The following is a 23,079-nucleotide window of genomic DNA, read 5'->3' on the forward strand; positions in this document are numbered from 1 at the left end:
GACATGACACAGTCTTCAGTTTCCTGACCGGGAGAGCAGACATCAAAAAACCCGGCGCGGGAATACCCGGCCGGGTTTTCTGTTGGCTATGCCAGAGAAATCAGCCTTCGGCTTCTTCCGTGACTGCAGATTCGGCAGCAGCTTCTTCAGCTGCGTTCTCTGCCTGCAGTTCGCCGAGGATGTTGTCATCCTCTTCTTCCACGCCAACGGCTTCGCCGCGGGCCTGGCGCTCAGCTTCTTCAGCAGAACGTGCAACGTTGACTGTCAGCGGAATGGAAACTTCCGGGTGCAGGACGATGCGGGCTTCCGTCAGGCCAAGAGACTTGATCGGGTGAGCCAGAACAACCTGCTGACGAGCAACCGTAAGGCCAGCGTCCGTAGCAGCAACAGCGATATCACGCGTGCTGACGGAGCCGTACAGGTTGCCGCTGTCACTTGCCTGACGGATGATGATGACAGACAGGCTGTCCATACGTTCGGCAAGACGCTCAGCTTCTTCGCGCTTCTTGATGTTCAGCGCTTCAAGCTGGGCGCGCTCCGTGTCAAAGCGCTTGCGGTTTGCGGCCGTAGCACGCATCGCCTTGCCTTGCGGAAGCAGGAAGTTACGGGCGTAACCCGGCTTCACGGAAACAAGATCGCCCATCTGGCCGAGATGCTCGACCCGCTGGAGCAGGATCAGTGCGGTCTGGGACATGGTGCTCTCCTCAGCTTACGACGTAGGGGAGCAGGGCAAGGAAGCGGGCACGCTTGATAGCCTGCGCCAGCTCACGCTGCTTCTTGGCCGAAACAGCCGTGATACGGCTCGGCACGATCTTGCCACGCTCAGAGAGGAAGCGGCTCAGAAGACGCACGTCCTTGTAGTCGATCTTCGGCGCATTCGGGCCGGAGAACGGGCAGGACTTACGACGACGATAGAAAGGACGGCGTGCGCCGACAGCCGTGCGACGGGCTGCTGGGTTGACGTCGTTCACGTCGGTGGTGGTTGTATCGGACATGTTTCTTACTCCGCTCCAGCCGCCTCACGAGCATCGTCCTGCTCGCCGCGTGCACGGTATTCTTCACGGTCTTCGCTGCCACGACGCGGGCCGCCACGGCCGCTCTCGAAGCGACCAGCCGGCTTGGAGCCGCCACGGAAGCTACCACGGTCGCCGCGGTCATCATTCTTGCGAGCAAGAACCGGGGACGGAGTTTCGTCGATTTCGTCAACGCGAAGCGTCAGAACGCGAAGCACGTCTTCGTTCAGGCCGAGCTGACGCTCAACTTCACGAAGCGTATCCGGCGTGCAGTCGATACCGAGCAGGACGTAATGGCCCTTACGGTTCTTCTTGATGCGGTATGCGAGCGAACGGAGACCCCAGAATTCGCGCTTCTGGATGGAACCACCATTCTCGGTCAGCAGGGCTTCAATGGTCTCAACCAGGCTCTCGACCTGTGCCTGAGACACATCGTTACGTGCGATGAGCACGCTTTCGTACAGTGGCATGAAAACTCCCTTCGGATAAGGTCAACCCAACTGGTCCAGCCCGTGCCGGAGACAGTGCAATCTTTATGGGAAAGCGCGGGTATAGCCGGCGCGACGCCACATCGCCCGGCAGGGAAAGGCTGCATTAATCATGCAGCCTAACGGAAATCAAGGATAAACTCAGAGTCGACGCAGCTCTGCCGGGACATATTCGTCAGGAACGTTCCAGATTTCCTGAACAACATACTGAATTACAAACCCACATTTCTGATAATTGGTCAGAGCTCTGGGATGATCCAGTGTGCAGGTATTGACCCGCAATCGCCAGCACCCTGCCGCAAACGCCTGAGAAATCGCGGAATCTAGCAATGCCCGACCTAAGCCATGACCAATTGCCGCTGGCAGCAGTCCGAAGTACGCCAGATTGGCGTCTCCACCCTCTCTCAGATCCAGTTCGTAGAACCCAAGAGGCGTACCATCTGCCTGCCAGAGCACCATGAAGTAAACGTCAGGATCATGGACGATTTCAGCCAGTTTTTCGTCCGGCATCGGACGACGCATCCACCAGCAATAGTCTTTACCGACTTCCCGATAAAGCTTGCGGTATAGCGGCAAAGCCGGAGGGAGAACTCTCTCAAGAGAGATCCCCTCCGGCCAAACCGGAGCTGGGCGGCTCGCCCTCGTCTCCAGAAAAGTCACACCCACCTCAAAGCGGGTGGATGATCCCTGCGGATGAAGCCAGGCCGGCAGCATGACCCAGACGATCAGTTATCGTCGAGGAAGGAACGCAGCTTGCGGCTGCGGCTCGGGTGCTTGAGCTTGCGAAGAGCCTTTGCCTCGATCTGACGAATACGCTCACGCGTCACGTTGAACTGCTGGCCCACTTCCTCAAGGGTGTGGTCCGTGTTCATGCCAATACCGAAACGCATCCGCAGAACGCGCTCTTCACGTGGCGTCAGGGATGCCAGAACGCGCGTGGTTGCTTCACGCAGGTTGGTCTGGATCGCGGCATCCAACGGAATAACAGCCGTCTTGTCCTCGATAAAGTCACCAAGATGGCTGTCTTCCTCGTCGCCAATCGGCGTTTCAAGGGAGATCGGCTCCTTGGCAATCTTCAGGACCTTCCGGACCTTCTCCAGCGGCATACCCAGCTTCTCAGCCAGCTCTTCCGGAGCAGGCTCACGCCCGATCTCATGCAGCATCTGACGGGACGTGCGCACCAGCTTGTTGATCGTCTCGATCATGTGCACCGGAATACGGATCGTCTTGGCCTGATCGGCGATAGAACGCGTGATCGCCTGACGGATCCACCAGGTGGCATAGGTCGAGAACTTGTAACCGCGACGGTACTCGAACTTGTCCACGGCCTTCATCAGACCGATGTTGCCTTCCTGAATCAGATCCAGGAACTGCAGACCACGGTTCGTGTACTTCTTGGCAATCGAGATCACGAGACGCAGGTTGGCCTCGATCATTTCCTTCTTGGCACGTGTGGAGTCACGCTCACCACGGGAAATGGTCGCATACACACGGCGGAATTCCCCAACCGGCAGGCCAGTCTCGTGAGAAAGCGCCGCAAGATCGGCACGCATGGAGCGGATCTGGTCCAGGTGCTTGGTCGTCAGCGTCTTCCAGCCCTTACCGGGCAGAGTGCAGATAAAATCAACCCAGGTCGGGTCCATCTCACGGTTACGATACTTCAGCAGGAAGTCATCACGCGAAATCTTGCAGCCCTCAGCCAGACGCAGCAAGCGACCTTCGAGGTTATTCAGACGCTGAACATGCATCTTGATCTGGGCAACAAGCTCTTCAATCCGGTTGTTATGCAGGTGAACCTGCTCCACCAGACTGACCAGTTCATGGCGCAGTTCTTCATAGATGTTCTCAGACTTGTCCGAGCTTTCCTCGCCGGCCGTCAGGGCCTCCAGACGCTTGACCTGAAGCTGACGCAGCTTGTGATACAGCGGCTCGATGGCTTCGAAGCGGGCCAGAATTTCTGGCTTCAGCTTCTCTTCCAGAGCAGACAGGGACAGGCCACTGCCTTCCTGCTGATCACCGTCGCCTTCTTCGGCATCGTCGTCCGTGGCGTCTTCGTCAGACGCAGCTTCCTCGCCTTCCTCGCCCTCTTCGCCTTCAGGACCCGGACCGACAGCCTGACTGGCTTCCAGATCGACGATGTCACGGAGCAGCATTTCGCCGTCCTTGAGGCGTTCATGCCAGGAAATGATCGCGCGGATCGTCAACGGGCTTTCGCAAAGCCCGCCAATCATCTCGTCACGACCCGCTTCAATGCGCTTGGCGATCGCGATTTCGCCTTCGCGGGACAGGAGCTCTACAGACCCCATCTCACGCAGATACATCCGAACCGGATCATCCGTGCGGCTGGCAGCCTCGGCATCAATATTGCCGCCCTGAGGCTCGTCTGATTCCTCAGCTTCTTCCTTGGCTTCTTCCTGAGCCGGCTCAGCTTCGTCCTGTTCTTCGTTTTCCAGAACCTGAATGCCCATCTCTGACAGAGCTGCCATGACGTCTTCGATCTGCTCGGAGGACATCTGGTCCTGCGGCAGAACGGCGTTCAGCTCGTCAAAGGTAATATGGCCACGCTCACGCCCTTTGGCGATCAGCCGCTTCACGGCAGCGGATTGCGTATCAAGAAGAGTGGCATCCCCCTCCTGTTCCTGCGCGTTCCGATCCGTACCAGAGGCTGTTTTCGTCGCCATGCGTCTCTCCCTCAACTCCACCGAAAGCAAGCAATTCGGCAGCGTGCAGGTGGTCGATCCTGAGCCGTAAGTCAAGGTTTAGACGAAAAAGAAAGCAACTTCAGGGCAATAAAAAACGTTAGCCCCGGCCTTTTTCACCCTTCCTCTTCAACATCCTCACCGCGTCGCAGCGCTTCCAGAACCCTCATCCGCGCCAGCAGGCTTTCCGGAAAAGAAGAGTCTCCGCCCCCTCCACCAGAATAGACCTGCATGATGGTTGCCTGAATGTCATTGGCCACTTCGCGCTCGAAATTGCGAAAATTTACAAGCCCGTAAAAGTGCCACCAGCTCTCCACGACATCGATCTTGAGAACTTCATCTCTGTCTTTTCCGAGCCCCACTTCCCGAGGCATGGGACTTTCTGTCACGGCCGCCACGATATCCGTCAGTCCATGAGCCTCGATCCAGCGATGGCAGTTCTCTTCCGTCAGATCCTCGTCCTGACAACTCCAGTCCAGAAGAGCGGAGCGAATCCGATCCAGATCCACTGGTAGAGCCAGACTGCTATAAGCCTGCTCTACCTCCGGAAGAATATCCGGATAGCGCAGCAGCATCGCAGTCAGAATGTTGAGACGCTCCACACTCCCCTGCTCGATATGCCGCATCTCGCCGGGGGCCTGCGTTGAAAGAGGAAGCGGTGCCCCTTTCTTCTGGAACGGCTTTTTGCTTCCACCCCCGCGCCTGAACCGGGCAAAAAACATATCCAGAAACGTACTGCGATACTCAGACGCGAGTGCCCGATCCGGGATCAGCTTTGACAGAGCAACAAGCTTCTCACGCAACGCCGCCCGCTGATCGGGACCGGGATCAACCATCCCCCCTGTCATCAACCCGAACAATTCAGTCGCCAGAGACGTCGCCCCAGACAGGGCTTCCTTCATGGCCGCAACGCCGCGTGTACGGATCAGACTGTCCGGATCATCTTTAGGGTCGAGGCGGCAGAACCTGAGCGTTCGTTCGGGAGACAGCAGCGGAAGCGCGACTTCACAGACCCGCAAAGCGGCGCGGGCTCCTGCCGCATCACCATCCAGACACAGGATCGGAGAGGGCGTCATGCGCCACAGCAGATCCAGCTGCTCTTCGCCCAGCGCAGTCCCCAACGGCGCCACAGCACCGCCGAAGCCTGCCTGGTCCAGAGCAATGACGTCCATATACCCTTCAACCACAACAAGCTCAGCCCCTTTGTGGACAGCCTCACGCGCCAGATCGAGGTTGTAGAGTGTACGCCGCTTGGAGAAGAGCGCCGTTTCCGGACCATTGAGATATTTCGGTTGCCCGTCTCCCAGGGTGCGTGCGCCAAAAGAAATCAGCTTGCCGCGGCGATCCCGGATCGGAAACGTCACGCGATTGAAGAACAGTTCCCCTTTGGGCTGTCCCCGATCATCCACGCGCAAAATGCCCGCCTGAACCAGCATTTCAGGCGTCACATCATGGGCGCGCAATTCTTCAGCCAGATGCCGCCCATCGCCAGACCACCCCAAACCAAACCGCTCGATGGTCGCGTCACTCAGTCCGCGCCCACGCAGATAAGCGAGCCCTTCCCGTCCTTCCGGAAGAAAGAGCCGACGCCGGTAACTGGCCTGAACAAGGGACAGAACATCGCCAAGAGATTTGACCTCCCGCGCACGCGCCTCACTCCGTGGGTCCTGCTTCGGAACTTCAAGGCCTGCTTCAGCGGCTAGTTGCTCAACAGCCTCAGGGAAACTCCGGCCGTCGCTCTGCATGACAAAGGAGATCGCATCGCCATGAGCGCCGCAGCCAAAGCAATGGAAATGGTCATCATAGACGTAAAAAGACGGCGTCTTTTCCCCATGGAAAGGACAGCATGTCTTCCAGTTACGACCGGAGCGAACCAGCTTGTTGCGACGCCCGATCAGGGAGGCCAGCGGCGTTCGATTGCGGAGTTCGTCCAGAAAGGCGGCGTCAAATGCCATCGGGCAGCAGGAGCCTTTCAATCAGGTCTGTCAGGAGAGAAGGCTCTTACAATCCTGGGAAGGGAAAATCTACTCTTCCCCAAATTTCCCTGCGTTAAAGAAAACCTGAATAGTGAATGCCAGTTTCCGAAACAATCGTAGCCGTTTTCCTGATCTGGAAACGATTACAATATGAAAGACAGAAGAAATTTTTTTCTTTTGACACCCATCAAGGGAAAAGGCGCAAATATAGCGTCAATATGGCAGTCGAATGAGGCACAGGCCCCTGCATCCCTTTAGGGGGATGGATGAGTCGCGCCTTCACAAAAGATTAAAGACGCAGGATCTCAACCTATGACCGTAAAAATCACGGTACTAAAAGAACAGGACGAAGGCGGTGAACGCCGCGTCGCCCTGATCCCGCAGGTTGTCGAGCGCCTCAGCAGCCTCGGCGTCTCTTTCGCGATGGAAAACGGGGCCGGTGCCGCCTCTTCCTACCCGGATGAAACCTATAAAAACGTAACCCTTTCAACAGACAGGAAGGCGCTCCTCGGCGATGCGGATATTGTCCTCGCCGTTCAGCCTCCCACCATTGAAACCGTTCAGGCCATGAAGCCCGGCGCCGTTCTGGTGTCTTTCATTTACGGCCGAAACCACCCTGATCTGGTCAAAGCCCTTCGGGACCAGAAAGTCACATGCTTCGCCATGGAGCTGGTTCCCCGCATTTCCCGCGCGCAGGCCATGGATGCCCTGTCCAGTCAGGCCACCCTCGCAGGCTATTACGCCGTTCTGCTCGGGTCCGTGCACATGACCAAGATCCTTCCCATGATGACCACAGCTGTCGGTTCCCTGCGGGCCGCGCAGGTTCTGGTCATGGGCCTTGGCGTCGCTGGCCTACAGGCCCTCGCAACGGCCAAGCGTCTTGGTGCCGTCACGGAAGGCTATGACGTCCGCCCCGAAACACGCGAAGAAGCACAGTCTCTCGGTGCCAAATTCGTCGATACCGGCGTGGATGCCACTGGCAAGGGCGGTTATGCCCGTGAACTGACGGACGAAGAAAAGCAGACGGTCCGCAAGGCTATCAGCGATCACATCGCCCGCGCCGACCTGATCGTCACGACAGCCGCCGTCCCCGGCAAAAAGGCTCCGCGCCTGATTGATGCCGAGCAGATCAAGGCCATGAAACCCGGCTCCGTCATCATCGACCTCGGTGCAGAAGGTGGTGGCAACTGTGAAGGCACACAGGCTGGCCAGACCGTGCAGGTCGGCCCGACGACGATTGTCGGCCCCATCAATGTTCCGTCCATGCTCGCCCTTCAGGCCAGTGAACTTTATTCCAAGAACATCATGCATCTGCTCCAGCAGATCCTGACCAAGGAGGGTCAGATCCAGCTGGATTTCACGGATGAAGTCATTTCCGGCACAGCCCTGACTCATGATGGCTACATCACGAACGAAGGCATCCGCACGGCCGTCGATCCGAATTCCCCGGCACCGCCCGCACCGCAACCCCCTGCCCCGGCTGCCGCCCCCGCCGCACCGGCACAGGCTTCAGGACAGGAGGCCGCACGATGATCACCGCAATGACCTTCATCATCGCGCTTTACATCTTCATGCTCGCTGCTTTCACGGGCTACGAGGTCATCAGCCGCGTACCCTCCATTCTGCACACACCGCTGATGTCCGGCTCGAACTTCGTGCACGGCATCGTGGTCGTGGGGGCGCTGACAGCCCTGTTCAACGCCTCATCCATCCTCGAACAGGTTGTCGGTTTCCTCGGCGTCATGATGGGTGCTGGTAACGTTGTCGGCGGTTACGTCGTGACAGACCGTATGCTGGCCATGTTCAAGCCCAGTGACAAAGCGGCTCCGCAGAAGGGAGCGCAGAAATGATTCTCCTCGAATATATCGTCGCTATCAGCGCCCTTATCGCCTCCGGCCTGCTGGTCTACGGCCTCAAGCGCATGTCCTCTCCCGTCACGGCCGTTTCCGGCATTGTGACGGCGGGCTGGGGTATGCTGTTCGTCACGGCTGCCAGCTTCCTCGGCATCTTCAGCGTTTCTGAAGCCGCAAAGCCGCATCTGGTCGTCAACGTCATTCTGGCCATCCTCGCCCTCGTCATCGGTGGCGGCTGGGCTGGCTGGAAAGGCCGCAGCGTTGCCATGACGGCCATGCCGCAGATGGTCGCTCTCTTCAACGGCATGGGTGGCGGTGCGGCCGCGGCTGTGTCCGTCATCGCCCTGACCGGCCCGAAAGAGACAGGCATCGTTCCGCTGCTCGTCACCGTCGCTGGTGGCTTGATCGGCAGCATGTCCCTGTCTGGTTCCATCATCGCCTGGGCCAAGCTCGATGGCCGCATGAACAAGCCGATCCGCTTCGGCGGGCAGCGTATCGTCAATGCAGCCGTCTTCATGCTGACAGTCCTGCTCGGCATCATGGCAGCCTTCCTGTACCATCAGGATGGCGGCGGTATCGCCACGCTGCTGTTCTTCATCGGCGCCCTGCTGGCTGGCATCTGCATGACGATCCCCATCGGCGGCGCCGACATGCCGGTCGTGATCTCGCTGTATAACGCCTTCACGGGTCTGGCTGTGGGTCTCGAAGGCTATGTCATGGCCGATCCGGCTCTGATGATCGCCGGTATGGTCGTGGGTTCCGCCGGTACACTGCTGACGGTCATGATGGCCAAGGGCATGAATCGTTCGATTGCCAACGTGCTGTTCAGCAACTTCGGTGAAGCTTCTGCCTCCACGGCCACAGGCCCCGAAAAAGAAGCCAAGTCCGTTGCTCCAAGCGATGCTGCTACGACGATGCGCTATGCTTCGTCTGTCATCATCGTGCCGGGTTACGGTCTGGCCGTCGCTCAGGCTCAGGGCAAGCTGTACGACTTCGTCAAGCAGCTTCAAGCCGCAGGCGTGGACGTCAAGTTCGCCATCCATCCGGTCGCCGGTCGTATGCCGGGCCACATGAACGTGCTGCTCGCCGAAGCCGGCGTTCCGTACGACATGATCTATGACATGGAAGACATCAACGACAGCTTCGCTGACACGGATGTCGCCCTCATCATCGGCGCCAACGACGTGGTGAACCCATCCGCCCGGACGGACAAATCCTCCCCGATCTACGGCATGCCGATCCTGAATGCCGATCAGGCCCGTCAGGTCTTCGTCATCAAGCGTGGCATGGGCATGGGTTACTCCGCCGTTCAGAACCCGCTCTTCTTCCAGGACAACTGCGCCATGGTCTTCGGCGATGCGCAGGCCGTCCTCAGCAAGATGGTCGAAGCCGTCAAGGCTCTCGGCGCATCGTAAACCAGTTCTCAAGGAGACACTCTCATGGCTGATACAATGCTAGCCGCCGTCGTCCGCGAGTTCGGGAAGCCTCTCTCGGTAGAGAGGCTTCCCATCCCCGAGATCCGGCCAAACCAGATCCTCGTGAAAGTCGATACCTGCGGCGTCTGCCACACCGACCTGCATGCCGCAGAAGGTGACTGGCCTGCAAAGCCGAACCCACCGTTCATTCCCGGCCATGAAGGCATCGGTCACATCGTGGCCGTTGGCAGTCAGGTCAGCCACGCCAAGATCGGCGACGTGGTCGGTGTGCCGTGGCTCTACTCGGCCTGCGGGCACTGCGAACACTGCCTCGGCGGCTGGGAAACGCTGTGCAAGGATCAGGACGACACCGGCTACACGGTCAATGGCTGCTTCGCCGAATATGTCGTCGCAGATCCGAACTATGTCGCACATCTGCCCAGCAACATCGATGCACTACAGGCCGCACCCGTGCTTTGCGCAGGCCTGACAGTCTACAAGGGCCTGAAAATGACCGAGGCACGCCCCGGTCAGTGGATGGCTATTTCGGGCGTCGGCGGCCTTGGTCAGATGGCCGTTCAATATGCGGTCGCCATGGGCATGAATGTCGTAGCCGTCGATATTGACGACGACAAGCTCGCCACCGCCACAAAGCTTGGCGCGGCTCTGACCGTCAATGCCAAGGACAAGGACCCAGCAGCCTTCATCCAGCAGGAAGTTGGCGGCGCGCACGGTGCCCTTGTTACAGCGGTGGGTCGCACCGCGTTCTCGCAGGCCATGGGTTATGCCCGCCGCGGCGGCACAATCGTTCTGAACGGCCTGCCACCCGGAGACTTCCCGGTGTCGATCTTCGATATGGTCATGAACGGCACGACCATTCGTGGCTCCATCGTGGGCACACGGCTGGACATGATCGAAGCCATGGATTTCTTCGCCCGTGGCAAAGTGAAATCCGTCGTCACCGCAGACAAGATTGAGAACATCAACACGATCTTCGACAACCTCAAAAACGGACGCCTTCAGGGCCGCACGGTTCTGGACTTCCGGTCCTGAGACAGAACACCTGAGACTTTAGAAAGCACACGCCATGTTTGCCATGCAGCTCCGCCAACACCACCAGCCTCTGGAATGGGTGGAGCTGCCAGACCCCGAACCCGGCCCGGACGAAATCCGCATCCGCATCGGGGCCTGTGGCGTCTGCCGCACAGACCTGCATGTCGTAGACGGCGAGCTCGCCAACCCCACCCTTCCCATCATTCCCGGGCATGAAATTGTTGGCCGGATCGACAAGCTCGGAAGCAAAGTTAAAAGCCTTAGCGTCGGGGAACGGGTCGGCATTCCCTGGCTCGGCCATACCTGTGGGCATTGCTATTACTGCACGCACGGGATGGAAAATCTCTGCGACCATCCTCTTTTCACAGGCTTCACCCGCAATGGCGGCTACGCGACTATGACAGTCGCTGATGCAAAATATGCCTTTCCCATGGGTGACAAAGGGAAAGACAAGGACCTCGCCCCACTGCTCTGCGCTGGACTGATCGGCTGGCGCTGCCTCAGCAAAGCTGGCGACGGCAAAAAGATCGGCCTGTATGGCTTCGGAGCCGCCGCTCACATCATCATTCAGGTGCTGCGCTGGCAGGGACGCGAGGTTTATGCCTTCACCTCCCCCGGAGACACAGAGAAGCAGGCATTTGCCCGCTCCCTTGGCGCGGTTTGGGCAGGCGGTTCAGACGAACTCCCGCCCGAACCGCTTGACGCCGTCATCCTGTTTGCGCCTGTCGGCGCGCTGGTTCCGGCCGGGCTAAAAGCCGTCCGCAAGGGTGGAAAGGTCGTGTGTGGCGGCATCCACATGAGCCCGATCCCGTCCTTTTCCTACGATACACTTTGGGAAGAACGCGAAATCGTTTCCGTTGCCAACCTGACCCGGCAGGACGGACTGGATTTTCTGAAACTGGCTCCTGAGATCGGCATCAAGGTCACGAATACGCCTTATGCCCTCAAAGATGCCAATCAGGCTCTGGATGACCTGCGCCACGGTCGTTTTGAGGGAGCAGCTGTTCTCATTCCATAAGCGGACATCACTACTCTGCCCTCGCTCTTAACAGCCCCATCGCCTAGGAAAGACATACTGTGTCACAATAAGGCGACAGGCACTTCATGCGTAAGACAGCTCTTCTCCTGATCGCCTTTCAATTCTGCGGGCATGCTCAAGCTACACCCTGGCAGACTTGCCTTCATGGCGCGGTCTCCGTTCCACTGGAGCACTATAATGCGCCCCCCTCCATGCTGGGCAGTATAGACGGATTACCTGCCCGCTTTTTCCTTGCCCCGCAGGCAAGCGATACTTTTGTTTTTGCCAATCACAATGTCACGTTTTTGGGCTCAGCTCCTGAAGATGCGGCATCAGAGACAGGCGAAGCGACAGTATTTGTAAAGATGCTCTCAACCGTAAATATTGGTGCACTCACACTCAAAAATTATACTGCTTATGTAGCGGATTATTCAGCACCCAATAATATCACTCCAGCACTCCAAGTCGAACTGGGAGACCATTTTCTCTCCCATATTTCCACCCTGATTGACCGCTCCTCTCGCAGCGTCACGTTCTTTCGATACGACGATGAAAAATGTCCATCGATCGGAGATTTGCTCCCCTCGCCGAAAACAAAACTGCACCTCTATCAAGACAGTTATCCACTCTCGAACACGGTTCTCGTTGAGCTCAACGGCCACCCAGTTCGAATGAAAATCAACCTAAGCTCCAACCGAACCCTGATCCAGAAAGATACAGCCAGAGCAATAGGCATTGCTTCCGAGCCAGATAAAGATGATCCGGTCCGCATCAATGCCGGCAATACAGTTGGTGGCTATCTTCATACGTTCGATACACTGAAAATCGGTTCGTTTCTGCTGCCTCACCCGAAGATCGTTATCGCTTCCACCATTGCCTATGACGAGTTAGGCACTGATGCTCTGAACCATTTCCATATCCTTCTGGACCCACTTCACGCGACCATCTGGCTCTCTCCCGCGTCAGACCCTTCTCTAACCAAAGAACCGCCATTGCCATGGACGCCACTCCATATCCGCAAGTATCAGGCAGCCGTTCATGACAAGGTCACCGCACCGAAAGATCCCGTTCATTCCGGGAATGATATGTTGAAGACAGCCGGGCCAGATCGATAATACTATTCCGAATTAGAAACATATCATCTGACCATAAAGGCTCGGCCGCCATGAGACGACTGTCCAAAACGCTTCGAACCGCCGTGCTCGCATCCACGCTCGGCGCAGCATGCATCCCCAGTCACGGCCAGGCACAAACTCTCCCGCCCCTGCAAAGTGTCTCCGTTTACGGTCAGCAGATCCGTTTCCTGGAAGCTGGTACGGGTCCGGACCTTGTGCTGGTCCATGGCCTCGGAAGCAGCGCCACAATGGACTGGGGCAAAGTCATCCCTGAACTGTCCCGGCACTATCATGTGATAGCCATGGATCAGCTCGGCTTTGGTGCTTCGGAAAAACCACTGATCGCCTACGGAATTCAGACATGGGTAGACATGTTGGATGGCTTCCTCAAAGTACGCCACATCACGCATTTCATGCTCGCTGGAGAATCCCTCGGCGGCTGGATTGCAGGACTTTACACAATCGAGGCGGCACAGAATTCCTCCATGGCCATGCCCCTACGGCTTGTCCTGAGCGATGCCGCTGGCCACAAGTCCCTCGTCGAGCACGGCCTTCCCCTGTTCGGGCCAGTCTCATTTTCTGGCATTCGAACGGGGCTGAGAGGGCTGTTTTACAACAAAGCCCTCATTACGGAGGAACTGGTTCAGGCAACATTCCGAACCCGACTGGCCGAAGGTGCACAATATACGCAGGAGAGCTTCGCCAGAAACGCCAATGCGCCGGACACCTTTCTCGATGACAGCATGAAGGCCATTCATATTCCCACGCTCGTGATCTGGGGACAGAATGACCAAGTCATTCCACTGGCCGACGGCCACGATTTTGCTGCAAAAATTCCCGGAGCACATCTGACGGTCATTCCGCAATCAGGGCATGCTCCCAGCATTGAGCGACCCGAGGCTTTTCTTAAAGCCGTCGAGCCGTTCCTAGCGGCGAAGTAGTATTCGCCATCAGGCCAGAGGGGCTGGAATCCCGTCCCTCTTGTCCTGCGCCTCAACATACATCCGCAATACAGCGGGGTATCGCGTGCGGGTTGTTTTCTCCAGCATCGAAACCCCTCGCTCCACGTCTCCCGAGGAGATCGCGTCATCCCAGTCCAGAGACAGCAGAACGATAATACTCTCGGGACCTCGGGTCTCCGTCACAACCTCATTGATCCCGATAACGCCAGGCAATTTCCGCGCTTCCGCACGCACAAAAGCATCAATTTCCGGATTGCTCTCCCCCACAAGAAGAGAGCGTGTCTCATTGGTCAGCAATGCGGCCACCACAACCAGCACGACACCAATCAGCAGCGATGCAATTCCATCCAGAACGTGCAGACCTGTCACAACGGAAAGCACTGTAAACACCAGCGCAATCACCAGACTGACCAGCGCAGCCCCATCCTCAAACAGTACGACAAACAGACCGGGATCGGCACTCCGACGAATCATTCTCCACAATGAAACCCCTTCGCTGCGTGGCACGGATTTCACAGCCGCAATAAAGCCATACCCTTCCATGCTGCCGGAAATCGCGAGAATGGCTACGTTCATCCACCACCCCGGAAAGACATGCCCCAAAAGGTGCACCGGCTGCATTTCCGCCGGATGCATGACCTTCTCCCAGCCTTCATAGAGAGACGCGACGCCACCCCCCACAAACAGTGCGCCAGCTACAACCATCGTCCAGAAATACAGCTCACGATGGTAGCCCAGCGGATGCTCCTTCGTTGCCGGAGCCGCTGACCGCTTCATGCCCACCAACAACAGGATCTGGTTTCCGCAATCCACAAAGGAATGAACCGTCTCAGCCAACATCGCAGCAGAGCCGGTTAGAAGGGCCGCCATCCCTTTCACGCAGGCGATGCCGAAATTGACACCCAGCGCGATGAAAACGACTTTTGTTGAACCACCAGCAGACATGAAGCCCTCATTTCCGTAAGCAAAGGCCAGATTGGGGACCTCAGATAACCTAAGTCAAACTTCGCGAGCTTTCAGGGGTTCACTAACCCAACATAAAAAAGGCCGCCCACAAGGGACGGCCTTCTTCAAGCGACGATGCCTAGCCCGCTTCAGGCAGACAGACGTGCCTTCACAAGCGCACTGGCCTTGGCCGGATCCAGATCGGCACCAAAACGCTCTTTCAGCGCCGCCATCACCTTGCCCATGTCTTTCATGCTTTCCGCACCTACAGCAGTGGCGGCTTCATCAATGGCAGACTTCAGAGTTGCCTCATCGAGTTCTGGCGGCAGGTAGGCCTTGATCGTCGCGATCTCACCCTCTTCCTTTTCCGCCAGTTCCGGACGGCCACCTTCACGATACATCGTTGCGGATTCAGTACGGGACTTGATCATGGAGCGCAGAGCAGAAATAATCTCTGCTTCCGTCACTTCCCCTGTCTTGGCGCGAGCAGCAACTTCAAGATCCTTCAGCTTCGCCGTGATGCCACGGATCTGCGCCACCTTCTCAGACTGACCAGCCTTCATTGCTGTTTTGAGGTCATCCATGATCTGCGTGCGAAGCGACATGCGTCTTCTCCTGTTTGCGCGGGGCCTGAAAAGCCCCTGTTCAGTCAATGGCGGCAAAATCGCATAAAAGCCTCCCCCCAACAATGGAAAGCACAGCTCTTTCCAGCATCGTCACAAGGTGTAGGGAAGTTTTTTCCCATACCACCCCGCAGACACAAAAACTCATTGGGAAAAAACTTCCCATTCCCGGTTCGATCGCCTATCAGACGGGAAAGTGAACGCGGAGCCAGGAACGGGCGACCATGGACATCGACAGAATCATTGAAAAAGCTGGTGGCGCGGAAGAAATCGCCGCGCTGGCTGGTGTCGGCCTTGAAGCCGTACGAAAGTGGCGTCAGTCGCGAACCGTGCCGACCAAGCACTGGCCCGCCCTACTGCGCGTTCCCGGAATCGAACTCCAGGACCTAACTTCCGCTGAAACCCCGCAAGAAAGAGAGACGGACGTGTCCAATTCCTGCCCTGCCGGCGCCAATGCCGCCCTTGTCCTTGCAGATGGCACGGTCCTGTGGGGCCGAGGCTTCGGTGCCCACACCGATGGCGCCGTCGGTGAGCTCTGCTTCTCCACTGGCATGACCGGCTATCAGGAAACCCTGACAGACCCGTCTTTTGCTGGACAGATCGTCACCTTCACCTTCCCGCATATCGGCAATGTCGGTACGAACACGGACGACAATGAAGCGCCGAAAATGGCCGCTCTTGGCGCCGTCGTGAAGGAAGATGTCACCGCTCCGGCAAGCTGGCGCTCCATGGAATCCCTCGACAGCTGGCTGAAGCAGCACGGCCGTGCGGGTATCAGCGGCGTCGACACCCGAGCAGTCACCCGTTCCCTGCGCGACAATGGTCCGCAAACTGCCATTCTTGCCTTCCCGGCAAACGGTCGGATCGACACGGACAGCCTGCTGAACCGCGCCCGCCAGTGGCCTGGCCTCGAAGGCATGGACCTTGCAAAAGAGGTCACGCAGCCGAAGCGCGTCTGGACGGAAGGCGTATGGGAAAGCACCCGCCCGGCTCGTACCGAGAACCGCCGCCGCGTGGTCGCCATGGACTACGGCGCCAAGGACAACATCCTGCGCTGCCTCGTGACCGCTGGGTGTGACGTCACGGTTCTGCCCGCGACCGCTACGGCCGAAGAAATTTTGGAACTGAAACCCGAAGGCGTGTTCCTCTCCAACGGCCCGGGCGATCCGGCAGCGACCGGCACCTATGCCGTCCCGGCCATCAAGGGCGTTCTGGATGCCAACGTTCCAGTCTTTGGCATCTGCCTTGGCCACCAGCTTCTCGCACAGGCTCTCGGCGGCAAGACCTACAAGCTGGATCGTGGCCATCGCGGCGCCAATCAGCCGGTCAAGGACATCGAAAGTGGCCGCGTGGAAATCACCAGCCAGAACCATGGCTTCGCCGTGGATGAGAAGTCGCTGCCCGCTGATGTGAAGGTAACGCATGTGAGCCTGTTTGACGGCTCCAACGAAGGCATCGCCTCCACCACGAAGGACGCCTTCTCCGTCCAGTACCACCCCGAGGCCAGCCCTGGCCCGTCTGACAGTTTCTATCTTTTCGAGCGTTTCGTCGCGGTCATGGACCGTCGCGCTAAAGCAGGAGCCTGAGCCATGCCAAAACGGACAGACATCAAGTCCATCCTGATCATCGGCGCAGGCCCGATCGTTATCGGACAGGCCTGCGAGTTCGATTACTCCGGCGCACAGGCCTGTAAAGCCCTGCGTGAGGAAGGCTATCGCGTCATCCTCATCAACTCCAACCCGGCCACGATCATGACTGATCCGGGCCTGGCGGACGCGACCTATATCGAGCCGATCACGCCGGAATTCGTCGAGCGCATCATCCTTAAGGAAAAGCCCGACGCCGTCCTGCCGACCATGGGTGGCCAGACAGCCCTGAACGCCGCCATGGCGCTCGACAAGTCCGGCTTCCTCAAGACGCACAACGTGGAACTGATCGGCGCGGACGCAGAGGTCATCGACCGCGCGGAAGATCGCCAGAAGTTCCGCGAGGCCATGGACGAGATCGGGATCGAAAGCCCGCGCAGCACCATCGCCCATACGCTGGAAGAAGCTCGTGCTGCTCTGGGTGACGTCGGCCTGCCGGCCATCATTCGTCCGTCCTTCACTATGGGCGGCGCTGGCGGTGGCATCGCATACAACCGCGAAGAGTTCGACCAGATCGTCACAGGCGGCCTCGATGCCTCACCGACAACCGAAGTCCTGATCGAAGAATCCGTCCTCGGCTGGAAAGAATACGAGATGGAAGTGGTCCGCGACACCGCGGATAACTGCATCATCATCTGCTCCATCGAAAACATCGACCCGATGGGCGTGCACACCGGTGACTCCATCACCGTCGCCCCAGCCCTGACGCTGACCGATAAGGAATATCAGCGCATGCGGGACGCCTCGATCGCGTGCCTGCGCAAGATCGGCGTCGAGACCGGTGGCTCCAACGTGCAGTTCGGCGTTAATCCTGCCGATGGTCGTCTGGTCGTCATCGAGATGAACCCGCGCGTTTCCCGCTCGTCTGCCCTCGCCTCCAAGGCTACCGGCTTCCCGATCGCCAAGATCGCTGCCAAACTGGCCGTTGGTTACACGCTGGACGAACTCAAGAACGACATCACCAAGACGACCCCGGCCTCCTTCGAGCCGACGATCGACTACGTTGTCGCCAAGATCCCCCGCTTCACGTTCGAGAAGTTCCCGGGCTCCCCGGCCCTGCTTTCCACGTCCATGAAGTCGGTCGGCGAGGCCATGTCCGTGGGCCGCTCCTTTGCCGAAGCCATCCAGAAGGGCTTCCGCTCCATGGAAACGGGCCTGATGGGTCTGGATCCGGTTGAAGCGCCCGGCGATGGCTCGAAAGACGCCTATCTGGCTGCTCTTGCAGAACCACGCCCGGAGCGCATTCTAATGGCCACGCAGGCCTTGCGCGCGGGCCTGACGGTCGAAGAGATCCAGCAGGCCTGCAAGTTCGAGCCTTGGTTCCTGCGCCAACTGGAAGACATCGTGTCTTCTGAGCGGGACGTGGAAAAGAATGGCCTGCCAAAAGACGCCTACGGCATGCGCCGCCTGAAGGCCCAGGGCTTCTCTGACGCCCAGCTTGCACGCCTGTCAGGCCAGAGCATTCCGGACGTCGCAGCACAGCGCGAAGCTCTTGAAGTCGTGCCCGTCTATCGCCGCATCGATACCTGCGCCGCAGAGTTCGCTTCTGACACTCCGTATCTCTATTCCACCTACGAAGGCGGATACGGCACGCCGGAATGCGAAAGCCGCCCGACCAACCGCGACAAGATCATCATTCTGGGTGGCGGACCGAACCGGATTGGTCAGGGCATCGAGTTCGATTACTGCTGTGTTCATGCCGCTTACGCCCTGCGTGAAGCTGGTTTCGAAACGGTCATGGTCAACTGCAACCCGGAAACCGTTTCCACCGATTACGACACGTCCGACCGTCTGTACTTCGAACCTCTGACTGCGGAAGACGTCATTGCTCTGATCCGCACGGAAGCGAAGGGCGGCAAGGTTCTGGGCTGCATCGTTCAGTACGGTGGCCAGACCCCTCTCAAGCTGTCCCGTGCTCTTGAAGAGGCAGGCATTCCGCTGCTCGGCACCCCGGCTGACGCTATTGATCGCGCGGAAGACCGTGAACGCTTCCAGACCATGCTGCGCAAGCTGGGCCTTCGCCAGCCACGTAACGGCATTGCCCGCAATCCGGCAGAAGCCGAGAAAGTGGCCGAAGAGGTCGGATACCCGGTCGTTGCTCGTCCGTCCTACGTTCTGGGCGGCCGTGCGATGGAAATTGTCTATGATAACGCAGGTCTGAAGCATTACCTGAATACGGTTCTGCGCGCTGCCGGCCCCGAAGTTTCCACCGGTCCGGTCCTGCTCGATCACTACCTGAACGATGCCATCGAAGCCGATGTGGACTGCATTTCGGACGGCGAAAACGTCTATGTCGCCGGTGTCATGGAACACATTGAGGAAGCTGGTATCCATTCCGGTGACTCTGCCTGCTCACTGCCACCCTACACGCTCTCCCCGGCACTGGTGACGGAACTCCGCTCCCAGACGGAAGCCATGGCTCGTGAGCTTGGCATCCGCGGCCTGATGAATGTGCAGTACGCCATCAAGGACCAGGAAGTCTTCGTTCTGGAAGTGAACCCACGCGCCTCCCGGACCGTGCCGTTTGTTGCCAAGGCAACAGGCGTTCCGGTTGCCAAGATCGGCGCTCGCGTCATGGCTGGCGCACGTCTGTCCGAGTTCCGTCTGGATGGCGGAGCGGTCTCCCCGCATGTTGCGGTCAAGGAAGCCGTCTTCCCGTTCCACCGCTTTGCGAACGCAGACACGATCCTCGGTCCGGAAATGCGCTCCACGGGTGAAGTCATGGGGCTGGATTCCAGCTTCGAGCGTGCCTTTGCGAAGTCTCAGCTTGCTGCTGGCGTAAAACTGCCACTGGCTGGAACGGTCTTCCTGTCCGTCCGTGACAGCGACAAGGGACATGTTCAGCCGCTAGCCCGCAAACTGGTTGAAATGGGGTTCACCGTTCTCGCAACCAGCGGCACGGCTTCACGCCTCGAAGCGGCTAACATTCCGGTAAAGCGCGTGAACAAGGTCATGCAGGGCCGTCCGAACTGCGTGGATGCCATCCGCTCGGGTGACGTTCAAATGGTCATCAACACCTCGCAGGGTGGCCAGGCCGCACGTGACAGCTACGATATCCGTCGCGGCGCTCTGACCATGGGCATCCCGCACTACACCACGATTGCCGGTGCCCGCGCGGCAACCTACGCCATCGCGGTTCTCAAGGAAGGCGACCTCGACGTCGCTCCGCTTCAGTCCTACTTCAAGGGTGAGTTCTGAACTCTCCCCGATCCCGAAAACCCCCGCCGGAGTACTCCGGCGGGGGTTTTCGTTTTTAGCCGCCTGAATATCGCAGAAGATCGCCCGGCTGACACTCGAGAACCCGACATAAGGCCTCAAGCGTCGAAAACCGGATCGCCTTTGCCTTTCCTGTCTTGAGAATTGAGAGATTGGCCAGCGTCAGCCCCACTTTCTCCGACAGTTCTGTCAGAGACATTCCCCGTTCTCTGAGAAGCTCATCCAGCTTGACCAGCACAGGCATCAGATAACCTCATCGATTTCGGGTTGAAGCTGAACACCCACCCCGAAAAGCCAGGCAATAAGATAAACCAATCCCAGACAGAGCGCAGAATCAGCAAGATCTGAAAGACAGCCCAGCCATGAGAACGGACCGTATCTTGCAGGATCAAAAAGGCTCGAAAATATCCCTGCAAAAAAAGTAATCCCAGAAAAATAAAGGGTTTTTCTAAAAATATCCCATATAATTTCTGAATTATTTTGAGAGAAAAAATTTCCCGAGATAGCGCTATCAAATATAAATATAGAATTTCTAAAAATAATCTTTAAAATATAAAAAATAATAACTGCCATGATGAGACCAAATATCTCAACAACACTCTGCGACAGAGAATAACAGAAGTTTCCTCCGAAAAAATAGAGTACCGGTGTCAGAACAAGAGTGCATGCCAAGAGCACTAGTTCGCCCCAAAAAAGCACCGATGAGATCCCAAAGAGAAAACGCAGGATCTGACGAACACGGCGCAAGGTATCAACTTTTTTCATAATGGCTTCTCCTTATCGAAAAACGATAAGCACCGACAGGTGTTGCCTGCCAAGAGTTTTATTGCTTTTCGATAAACAAAAACGCGCCACCTTGCATAAACCCCCCTAAAATCCTATGTTGTCAGGCTGTTCATTCAATTTCAGTCACGCTTTTCCGAGGATTTCAGAGTGCAGAAGATCCCCATGACCGCAAAGGGACTGCAGCGTCTTGAAGACGAACTGCGTACCCTCAAGAGCGTTGACCGCCCTGCAGTCATTCGTGCCATCGCAGAAGCCCGCGAACACGGCGACCTTTCCGAAAACGCCGAATATCACGCCGCCCGAGACCGTCAGTCTTTCATCGAAGGTCGCGTGCTTGAGCTGGAAAGCATTGTTTCCTCGGCAGAAGTTATTGATCCTTCGACCCTGACCGGCACGAAAGTACGTTTCGGCGCGCATATCGAAGTCGTTGACGAAGAGACGGACAAGGAAAACGCCTATCAGATCGTTGGCGTTCATGAAGCCGACATCAAGCAGGGCCTGATTTCAATCTCGTCTCCTCTGGCGAAGGCGCTAATTGGTAAAGATGTAGGCGACACCATCTCCGTTCCTGCTCCCGGCGGTGACCGCAGCTACGAGATCCTGAAAGTCACATACCGCTAATGTCTGACGTCCTGACGTCCGTCGCCCCTGTTGTGACTCTCCTGGACATTGAAAATGCTCAGAAGCGTATTGCGTCCACGGTAGTTCGCACGCCGACGATTGCCTGCCCAGCCCTTTCCCGCCTGACAGGTGCTGAAATTACGCTCAAGCTTGAAAATCTTCAGGCTATCGGCTCGTTCAAGGAGCGGGGAGCAGCCAACAAAATGGCGCTCCTGACGCCCGAGGAACGCGCCCGCGGCGTTATTACAGTCTCGGCAGGCAATCACGCACAGGGTGTGGCGCGTCAGGCCAGCCTCCTTGGTATTGATGCCACGATCGTCATGCCCCGCTTTACGCCAGCAACCAAAGTTGCAGCGACGCAGGCATGGGGAGCAAATGTTGTCCTCGCAGGCGACGATTTTGCTTCTGCATGCGTAACGGCGGAAGAAATTCAGAATAAAGAAGGCCGGGTCCTCGTCCATCCGTTCAATGACCCTGCCGTCATTGCGGGTCAGGGGACTGCTGCACTCGAGCTTCTCGAAGATGCACCCGATATTGATATGGTCGTCGTCCCTGTCGGCGGCGGCGGCCTGATCGGTGGTTTTGCAACCGTCATGGCTGCACTTCGCCCCGATGTGGAAATCATTGGCGTGCAGGTCGAGGCTTATGCCTCTTTAGCCGCATTTCCGACGGAAGGTGGCGCCACTCTCGGTGGATCGACAATTGCTGAAGGCATTGCCGTAACGCAGTTGGGCGACCATTGCCTCAGGGCATTTCGTCACCGGATTTCCAAAATTCTCGTCGTTAACGAACTTCAGGTCGAAAGCGCTATCACGACGTTGGCGGAAAAAGCCAAGCAGGTCTGCGAAGGCGCTGGTGCGACGGGTCTGGCTGCTGTTCTGGCCAACCCTGAGATGTTCAAAGGCCGCAAGGTTGCCCTTCCCTTGTCGGGTGGCAACATCAATGCCCGTATTCTGGCCAATACGATCCTTCGCTCCCTTCTCCGGGACGGAAGAATTCTTCGCCTGATCTTCCAAATTCCCGACCGCCCCGGAATGCTGGCTGACATCTCCGCGCGTATTGGCAACTACGGTGGAAACATCATCGAGGTGTCCCATCATCGCCTTTTTGCCTCGCCGTCAGTTCAGACAGCCGAGCTGGTTGTGATGATCGAAGCCCGTGACACTCAGCACGCCACGCAGATCGAAACCGATCTTGCCCGTCATTACATCGTTCGACGGGACTAAAACTGCACGCATTGTGTTCGAACTATTCTCCCAGCGCCGAACACAATGCTGCGGTAACTTAATTTCCGAAGTTCAGACGCCTTCTACAATCACCACGTTGTAAGAAGCAGCTTTCCAGCGATGCTTGGCGACCGTTTGATAGGCTGGGCTGTCATACCAGGCCCGGGCAGCAGCAATATCCGGAAATTCAATGACAACGACGCCATCTGGCTCGATACCTTCAAGCTTTTCCTGCTTTCCATAGGCAGCAAGAATTTTGGCGGGATGTCCTTTGAAGGTTTCGCCGACACCATTTGAATAGGCCTCAAACTCGGCTGGGTCAGTCAATTTGTCACGAATGAAAATAGCGTAAGCGGTCATGGTACGTCATCTCCTGAACGGGGGGATGCATAACCGGCCACAAAACGGCGGGATGTTCAGCACA

The 23,079-nt window shown here is 57.6% G+C and carries 22 protein-coding genes; 11 read left to right on the top strand and 11 right to left on the bottom strand.

The genetic code is table 11. From position 1 onward, the window contains the following. Window positions 1-100: 100 nt before the first annotated feature. The 6 genes from rplI to dnaG form a co-directional block, all read right to left on the bottom strand. Window positions 101-694 carry a 50S ribosomal protein L9 gene (gene rplI, locus JN414_RS09475; protein WP_202207677.1) on the bottom strand — a complete coding sequence of 198 codons (594 nt, stop codon included), beginning with the start codon at window positions 692-694 and terminating at the stop codon, window positions 101-103. 10 nt (window positions 695-704) lie between these two features. Further along, window positions 705-995, bottom strand: a complete 291-nt coding sequence (rpsR, locus tag JN414_RS09480) for a 30S ribosomal protein S18 (RefSeq protein ID WP_046901240.1) — start codon at window positions 993-995, stop codon at window positions 705-707. 5 nt (window positions 996-1,000) lie between these two features. Beyond that, the gene (rpsF, locus tag JN414_RS09485; RefSeq protein WP_046901239.1) at window positions 1,001-1,483 is read right to left on the bottom strand and encodes a 30S ribosomal protein S6; all 483 of its coding nucleotides are present in this window, start codon (window positions 1,481-1,483) and stop codon (window positions 1,001-1,003) included. Between the two features lie 159 nt (window positions 1,484-1,642). Further along, the gene (locus JN414_RS09490; RefSeq protein WP_202207678.1) at window positions 1,643-2,215 is read right to left on the bottom strand and encodes an N-acetyltransferase; all 573 of its coding nucleotides are present in this window, start codon (window positions 2,213-2,215) and stop codon (window positions 1,643-1,645) included. A gap of 11 nt (window positions 2,216-2,226) precedes the next feature. Beyond that, complete coding sequence (rpoD, locus tag JN414_RS09495; protein WP_202207679.1) at window positions 2,227-4,182, bottom strand: RNA polymerase sigma factor RpoD; 1,956 nt, start codon at window positions 4,180-4,182, stop codon at window positions 2,227-2,229. A 134-nt stretch (window positions 4,183-4,316) separates the two neighbouring features. Continuing rightward, window positions 4,317-6,155, bottom strand: coding sequence for a DNA primase (gene dnaG / locus JN414_RS09500; RefSeq protein ID WP_202207680.1), 1,839 nt, complete (start codon window positions 6,153-6,155; stop codon window positions 4,317-4,319). A gap of 333 nt (window positions 6,156-6,488) precedes the next feature. On the opposite strand from dnaG, the gene JN414_RS09505 reads away from it, so the two are divergent. From JN414_RS09505 to JN414_RS09535, 7 genes are all read left to right on the top strand, one after another. Further along, window positions 6,489-7,709 (top strand): NAD(P) transhydrogenase subunit alpha, encoded by a 1,221-nt coding sequence (locus tag JN414_RS09505; protein WP_202207681.1) that lies wholly within the window; start codon window positions 6,489-6,491, stop codon window positions 7,707-7,709. Continuing rightward, entirely contained in the window at window positions 7,706-8,026 is a 321-nt protein-coding gene (locus JN414_RS09510) for an NAD(P) transhydrogenase subunit alpha (RefSeq protein ID WP_202207682.1), read from the top strand. Before JN414_RS09505 ends, JN414_RS09510 begins: the two co-directional genes overlap by 4 nt. After that, window positions 8,023-9,444, top strand: a complete 1,422-nt coding sequence (locus JN414_RS09515; protein ID WP_046901232.1) for an NAD(P)(+) transhydrogenase (Re/Si-specific) subunit beta — start codon at window positions 8,023-8,025, stop codon at window positions 9,442-9,444. The genes JN414_RS09510 and JN414_RS09515 overlap by 4 nt, the downstream gene beginning before the upstream one ends. 24 nt (window positions 9,445-9,468) lie before the next feature. Beyond that, window positions 9,469-10,497: an alcohol dehydrogenase AdhP gene (adhP, locus tag JN414_RS09520; RefSeq protein WP_046901231.1), complete on the top strand. Its 1,029-nt coding sequence runs from the start codon at window positions 9,469-9,471 to the stop codon at window positions 10,495-10,497. A 34-nt stretch (window positions 10,498-10,531) separates the two neighbouring features. Further along, window positions 10,532-11,515 (top strand): zinc-dependent alcohol dehydrogenase family protein, encoded by a 984-nt coding sequence (locus tag JN414_RS09525; protein ID WP_202207683.1) that lies wholly within the window; start codon window positions 10,532-10,534, stop codon window positions 11,513-11,515. 86 nt (window positions 11,516-11,601) lie between these two features. Beyond that, window positions 11,602-12,630 carry a retropepsin-like aspartic protease gene (locus tag JN414_RS09530; RefSeq protein ID WP_202207684.1) on the top strand — a complete coding sequence of 343 codons (1,029 nt, stop codon included), beginning with the start codon at window positions 11,602-11,604 and terminating at the stop codon, window positions 12,628-12,630. A 50-nt stretch (window positions 12,631-12,680) separates the two neighbouring features. Beyond that, on the top strand, window positions 12,681-13,571 hold the full coding sequence (locus JN414_RS09535; protein WP_202207685.1) for an alpha/beta fold hydrolase: 891 nt from the start codon (window positions 12,681-12,683) through the stop codon (window positions 13,569-13,571). A gap of 9 nt (window positions 13,572-13,580) precedes the next feature. On the opposite strand, the gene JN414_RS09540 is transcribed toward JN414_RS09535, so the two are convergent. Both JN414_RS09540 and JN414_RS09545 read right to left on the bottom strand, forming a co-directional pair. Further along, window positions 13,581-14,537 (bottom strand): cation diffusion facilitator family transporter, encoded by a 957-nt coding sequence (locus tag JN414_RS09540; RefSeq protein WP_202207686.1) that lies wholly within the window; start codon window positions 14,535-14,537, stop codon window positions 13,581-13,583. 149 nt (window positions 14,538-14,686) lie between these two features. Further along, the gene (locus JN414_RS09545; protein ID WP_046901226.1) at window positions 14,687-15,142 is read right to left on the bottom strand and encodes a GatB/YqeY domain-containing protein; all 456 of its coding nucleotides are present in this window, start codon (window positions 15,140-15,142) and stop codon (window positions 14,687-14,689) included. Window positions 15,143-15,384: 242 nt separating this feature from the next. Here JN414_RS09545 and carA point away from each other — a divergent pair, with 242 nt between their 5' ends. Together carA and carB are read left to right on the top strand one after the other, a co-directional pair. Beyond that, a complete protein-coding gene (gene carA, locus JN414_RS09550; RefSeq protein WP_202207687.1) occupies window positions 15,385-16,746 on the top strand; it encodes a glutamine-hydrolyzing carbamoyl-phosphate synthase small subunit in 1,362 nt (453 codons plus the stop codon). Window positions 16,747-16,749: 3 nt separating this feature from the next. Then, window positions 16,750-20,004 carry a carbamoyl-phosphate synthase large subunit gene (gene carB / locus JN414_RS09555; protein WP_202207688.1) on the top strand — a complete coding sequence of 1,085 codons (3,255 nt, stop codon included), beginning with the start codon at window positions 16,750-16,752 and terminating at the stop codon, window positions 20,002-20,004. A gap of 55 nt (window positions 20,005-20,059) precedes the next feature. On the opposite strand, the gene JN414_RS09560 is transcribed toward carB, so the two are convergent. After that, window positions 20,060-20,266: a helix-turn-helix transcriptional regulator gene (locus tag JN414_RS09560; protein ID WP_202207689.1), complete on the bottom strand. Its 207-nt coding sequence runs from the start codon at window positions 20,264-20,266 to the stop codon at window positions 20,060-20,062. Next, window positions 20,266-20,787, bottom strand: a complete 522-nt coding sequence (locus JN414_RS09565) for a hypothetical protein (protein WP_202207690.1) — start codon at window positions 20,785-20,787, stop codon at window positions 20,266-20,268. Before JN414_RS09565 ends, JN414_RS09560 begins: the two co-directional genes overlap by 1 nt. Window positions 20,788-20,955: 168 nt before the next feature. Between JN414_RS09565 and greA the strand changes: the two genes are divergently transcribed. Then, entirely contained in the window at window positions 20,956-21,429 is a 474-nt protein-coding gene (gene greA, locus JN414_RS09570; protein ID WP_086632975.1) for a transcription elongation factor GreA, read from the top strand. Beyond that, window positions 21,429-22,655, top strand: a complete 1,227-nt coding sequence (locus JN414_RS09575) for a threonine ammonia-lyase (RefSeq protein WP_202207691.1) — start codon at window positions 21,429-21,431, stop codon at window positions 22,653-22,655. The genes greA and JN414_RS09575 overlap by 1 nt, the downstream gene beginning before the upstream one ends. Window positions 22,656-22,727: 72 nt before the next feature. On the opposite strand, the gene JN414_RS09580 is transcribed toward JN414_RS09575, so the two are convergent. Further along, window positions 22,728-23,015: a DUF1330 domain-containing protein gene (locus tag JN414_RS09580; protein ID WP_046901219.1), complete on the bottom strand. Its 288-nt coding sequence runs from the start codon at window positions 23,013-23,015 to the stop codon at window positions 22,728-22,730. Between the last annotated feature and the right edge of the window lie 64 nt (window positions 23,016-23,079).

The sequence above is a fragment of the Gluconobacter sp. Gdi genome, from assembly GCF_014132155.1.
Classification (GTDB): domain Bacteria; phylum Pseudomonadota; class Alphaproteobacteria; order Acetobacterales; family Acetobacteraceae; genus Gluconobacter.

Bases quoted from the DNA above. Each gene is read 5' to 3' on its own strand.
- dnaG (WP_202207680.1), bottom strand. From the start codon at position 6,155: ATGGCATTTGACGCCGCCTTTCTGGACGAACTCCGCAATCGAACGCCG.
- carA (WP_202207687.1), top strand. From the start codon at position 15,385: ATGGACATCGACAGAATCATTGAAAAAGCTGGTGGCGCGGAAGAAATC.
- JN414_RS09540 (WP_202207686.1), bottom strand. From the start codon at position 14,537: ATGTCTGCTGGTGGTTCAACAAAAGTCGTTTTCATCGCGCTGGGTGTC.
- JN414_RS09580 (WP_046901219.1), bottom strand. From the start codon at position 23,015: ATGACCGCTTACGCTATTTTCATTCGTGACAAATTGACTGACCCAGCC.
- JN414_RS09535 (WP_202207685.1), top strand. From the start codon at position 12,681: ATGAGACGACTGTCCAAAACGCTTCGAACCGCCGTGCTCGCATCCACG.
- JN414_RS09530 (WP_202207684.1), top strand. From the start codon at position 11,602: ATGCGTAAGACAGCTCTTCTCCTGATCGCCTTTCAATTCTGCGGGCAT.
- JN414_RS09510 (WP_202207682.1), top strand. From the start codon at position 7,706: ATGATCACCGCAATGACCTTCATCATCGCGCTTTACATCTTCATGCTC.
- JN414_RS09565 (WP_202207690.1), bottom strand. From the start codon at position 20,787: ATGAAAAAAGTTGATACCTTGCGCCGTGTTCGTCAGATCCTGCGTTTT.
- JN414_RS09525 (WP_202207683.1), top strand. From the start codon at position 10,532: ATGTTTGCCATGCAGCTCCGCCAACACCACCAGCCTCTGGAATGGGTG.
- rpsF (WP_046901239.1), bottom strand. From the start codon at position 1,483: ATGCCACTGTACGAAAGCGTGCTCATCGCACGTAACGATGTGTCTCAG.
- rpoD (WP_202207679.1), bottom strand. From the start codon at position 4,182: ATGGCGACGAAAACAGCCTCTGGTACGGATCGGAACGCGCAGGAACAG.
- adhP (WP_046901231.1), top strand. From the start codon at position 9,469: ATGGCTGATACAATGCTAGCCGCCGTCGTCCGCGAGTTCGGGAAGCCT.
- rplI (WP_202207677.1), bottom strand. From the start codon at position 694: ATGTCCCAGACCGCACTGATCCTGCTCCAGCGGGTCGAGCATCTCGGC.
- carB (WP_202207688.1), top strand. From the start codon at position 16,750: ATGCCAAAACGGACAGACATCAAGTCCATCCTGATCATCGGCGCAGGC.
- JN414_RS09545 (WP_046901226.1), bottom strand. From the start codon at position 15,142: ATGTCGCTTCGCACGCAGATCATGGATGACCTCAAAACAGCAATGAAG.
- JN414_RS09515 (WP_046901232.1), top strand. From the start codon at position 8,023: ATGATTCTCCTCGAATATATCGTCGCTATCAGCGCCCTTATCGCCTCC.
- JN414_RS09490 (WP_202207678.1), bottom strand. From the start codon at position 2,215: ATGCTGCCGGCCTGGCTTCATCCGCAGGGATCATCCACCCGCTTTGAG.
- rpsR (WP_046901240.1), bottom strand. From the start codon at position 995: ATGTCCGATACAACCACCACCGACGTGAACGACGTCAACCCAGCAGCC.
- JN414_RS09505 (WP_202207681.1), top strand. From the start codon at position 6,489: ATGACCGTAAAAATCACGGTACTAAAAGAACAGGACGAAGGCGGTGAA.
- JN414_RS09575 (WP_202207691.1), top strand. From the start codon at position 21,429: ATGTCTGACGTCCTGACGTCCGTCGCCCCTGTTGTGACTCTCCTGGAC.
- JN414_RS09560 (WP_202207689.1), bottom strand. From the start codon at position 20,266: ATGCCTGTGCTGGTCAAGCTGGATGAGCTTCTCAGAGAACGGGGAATG.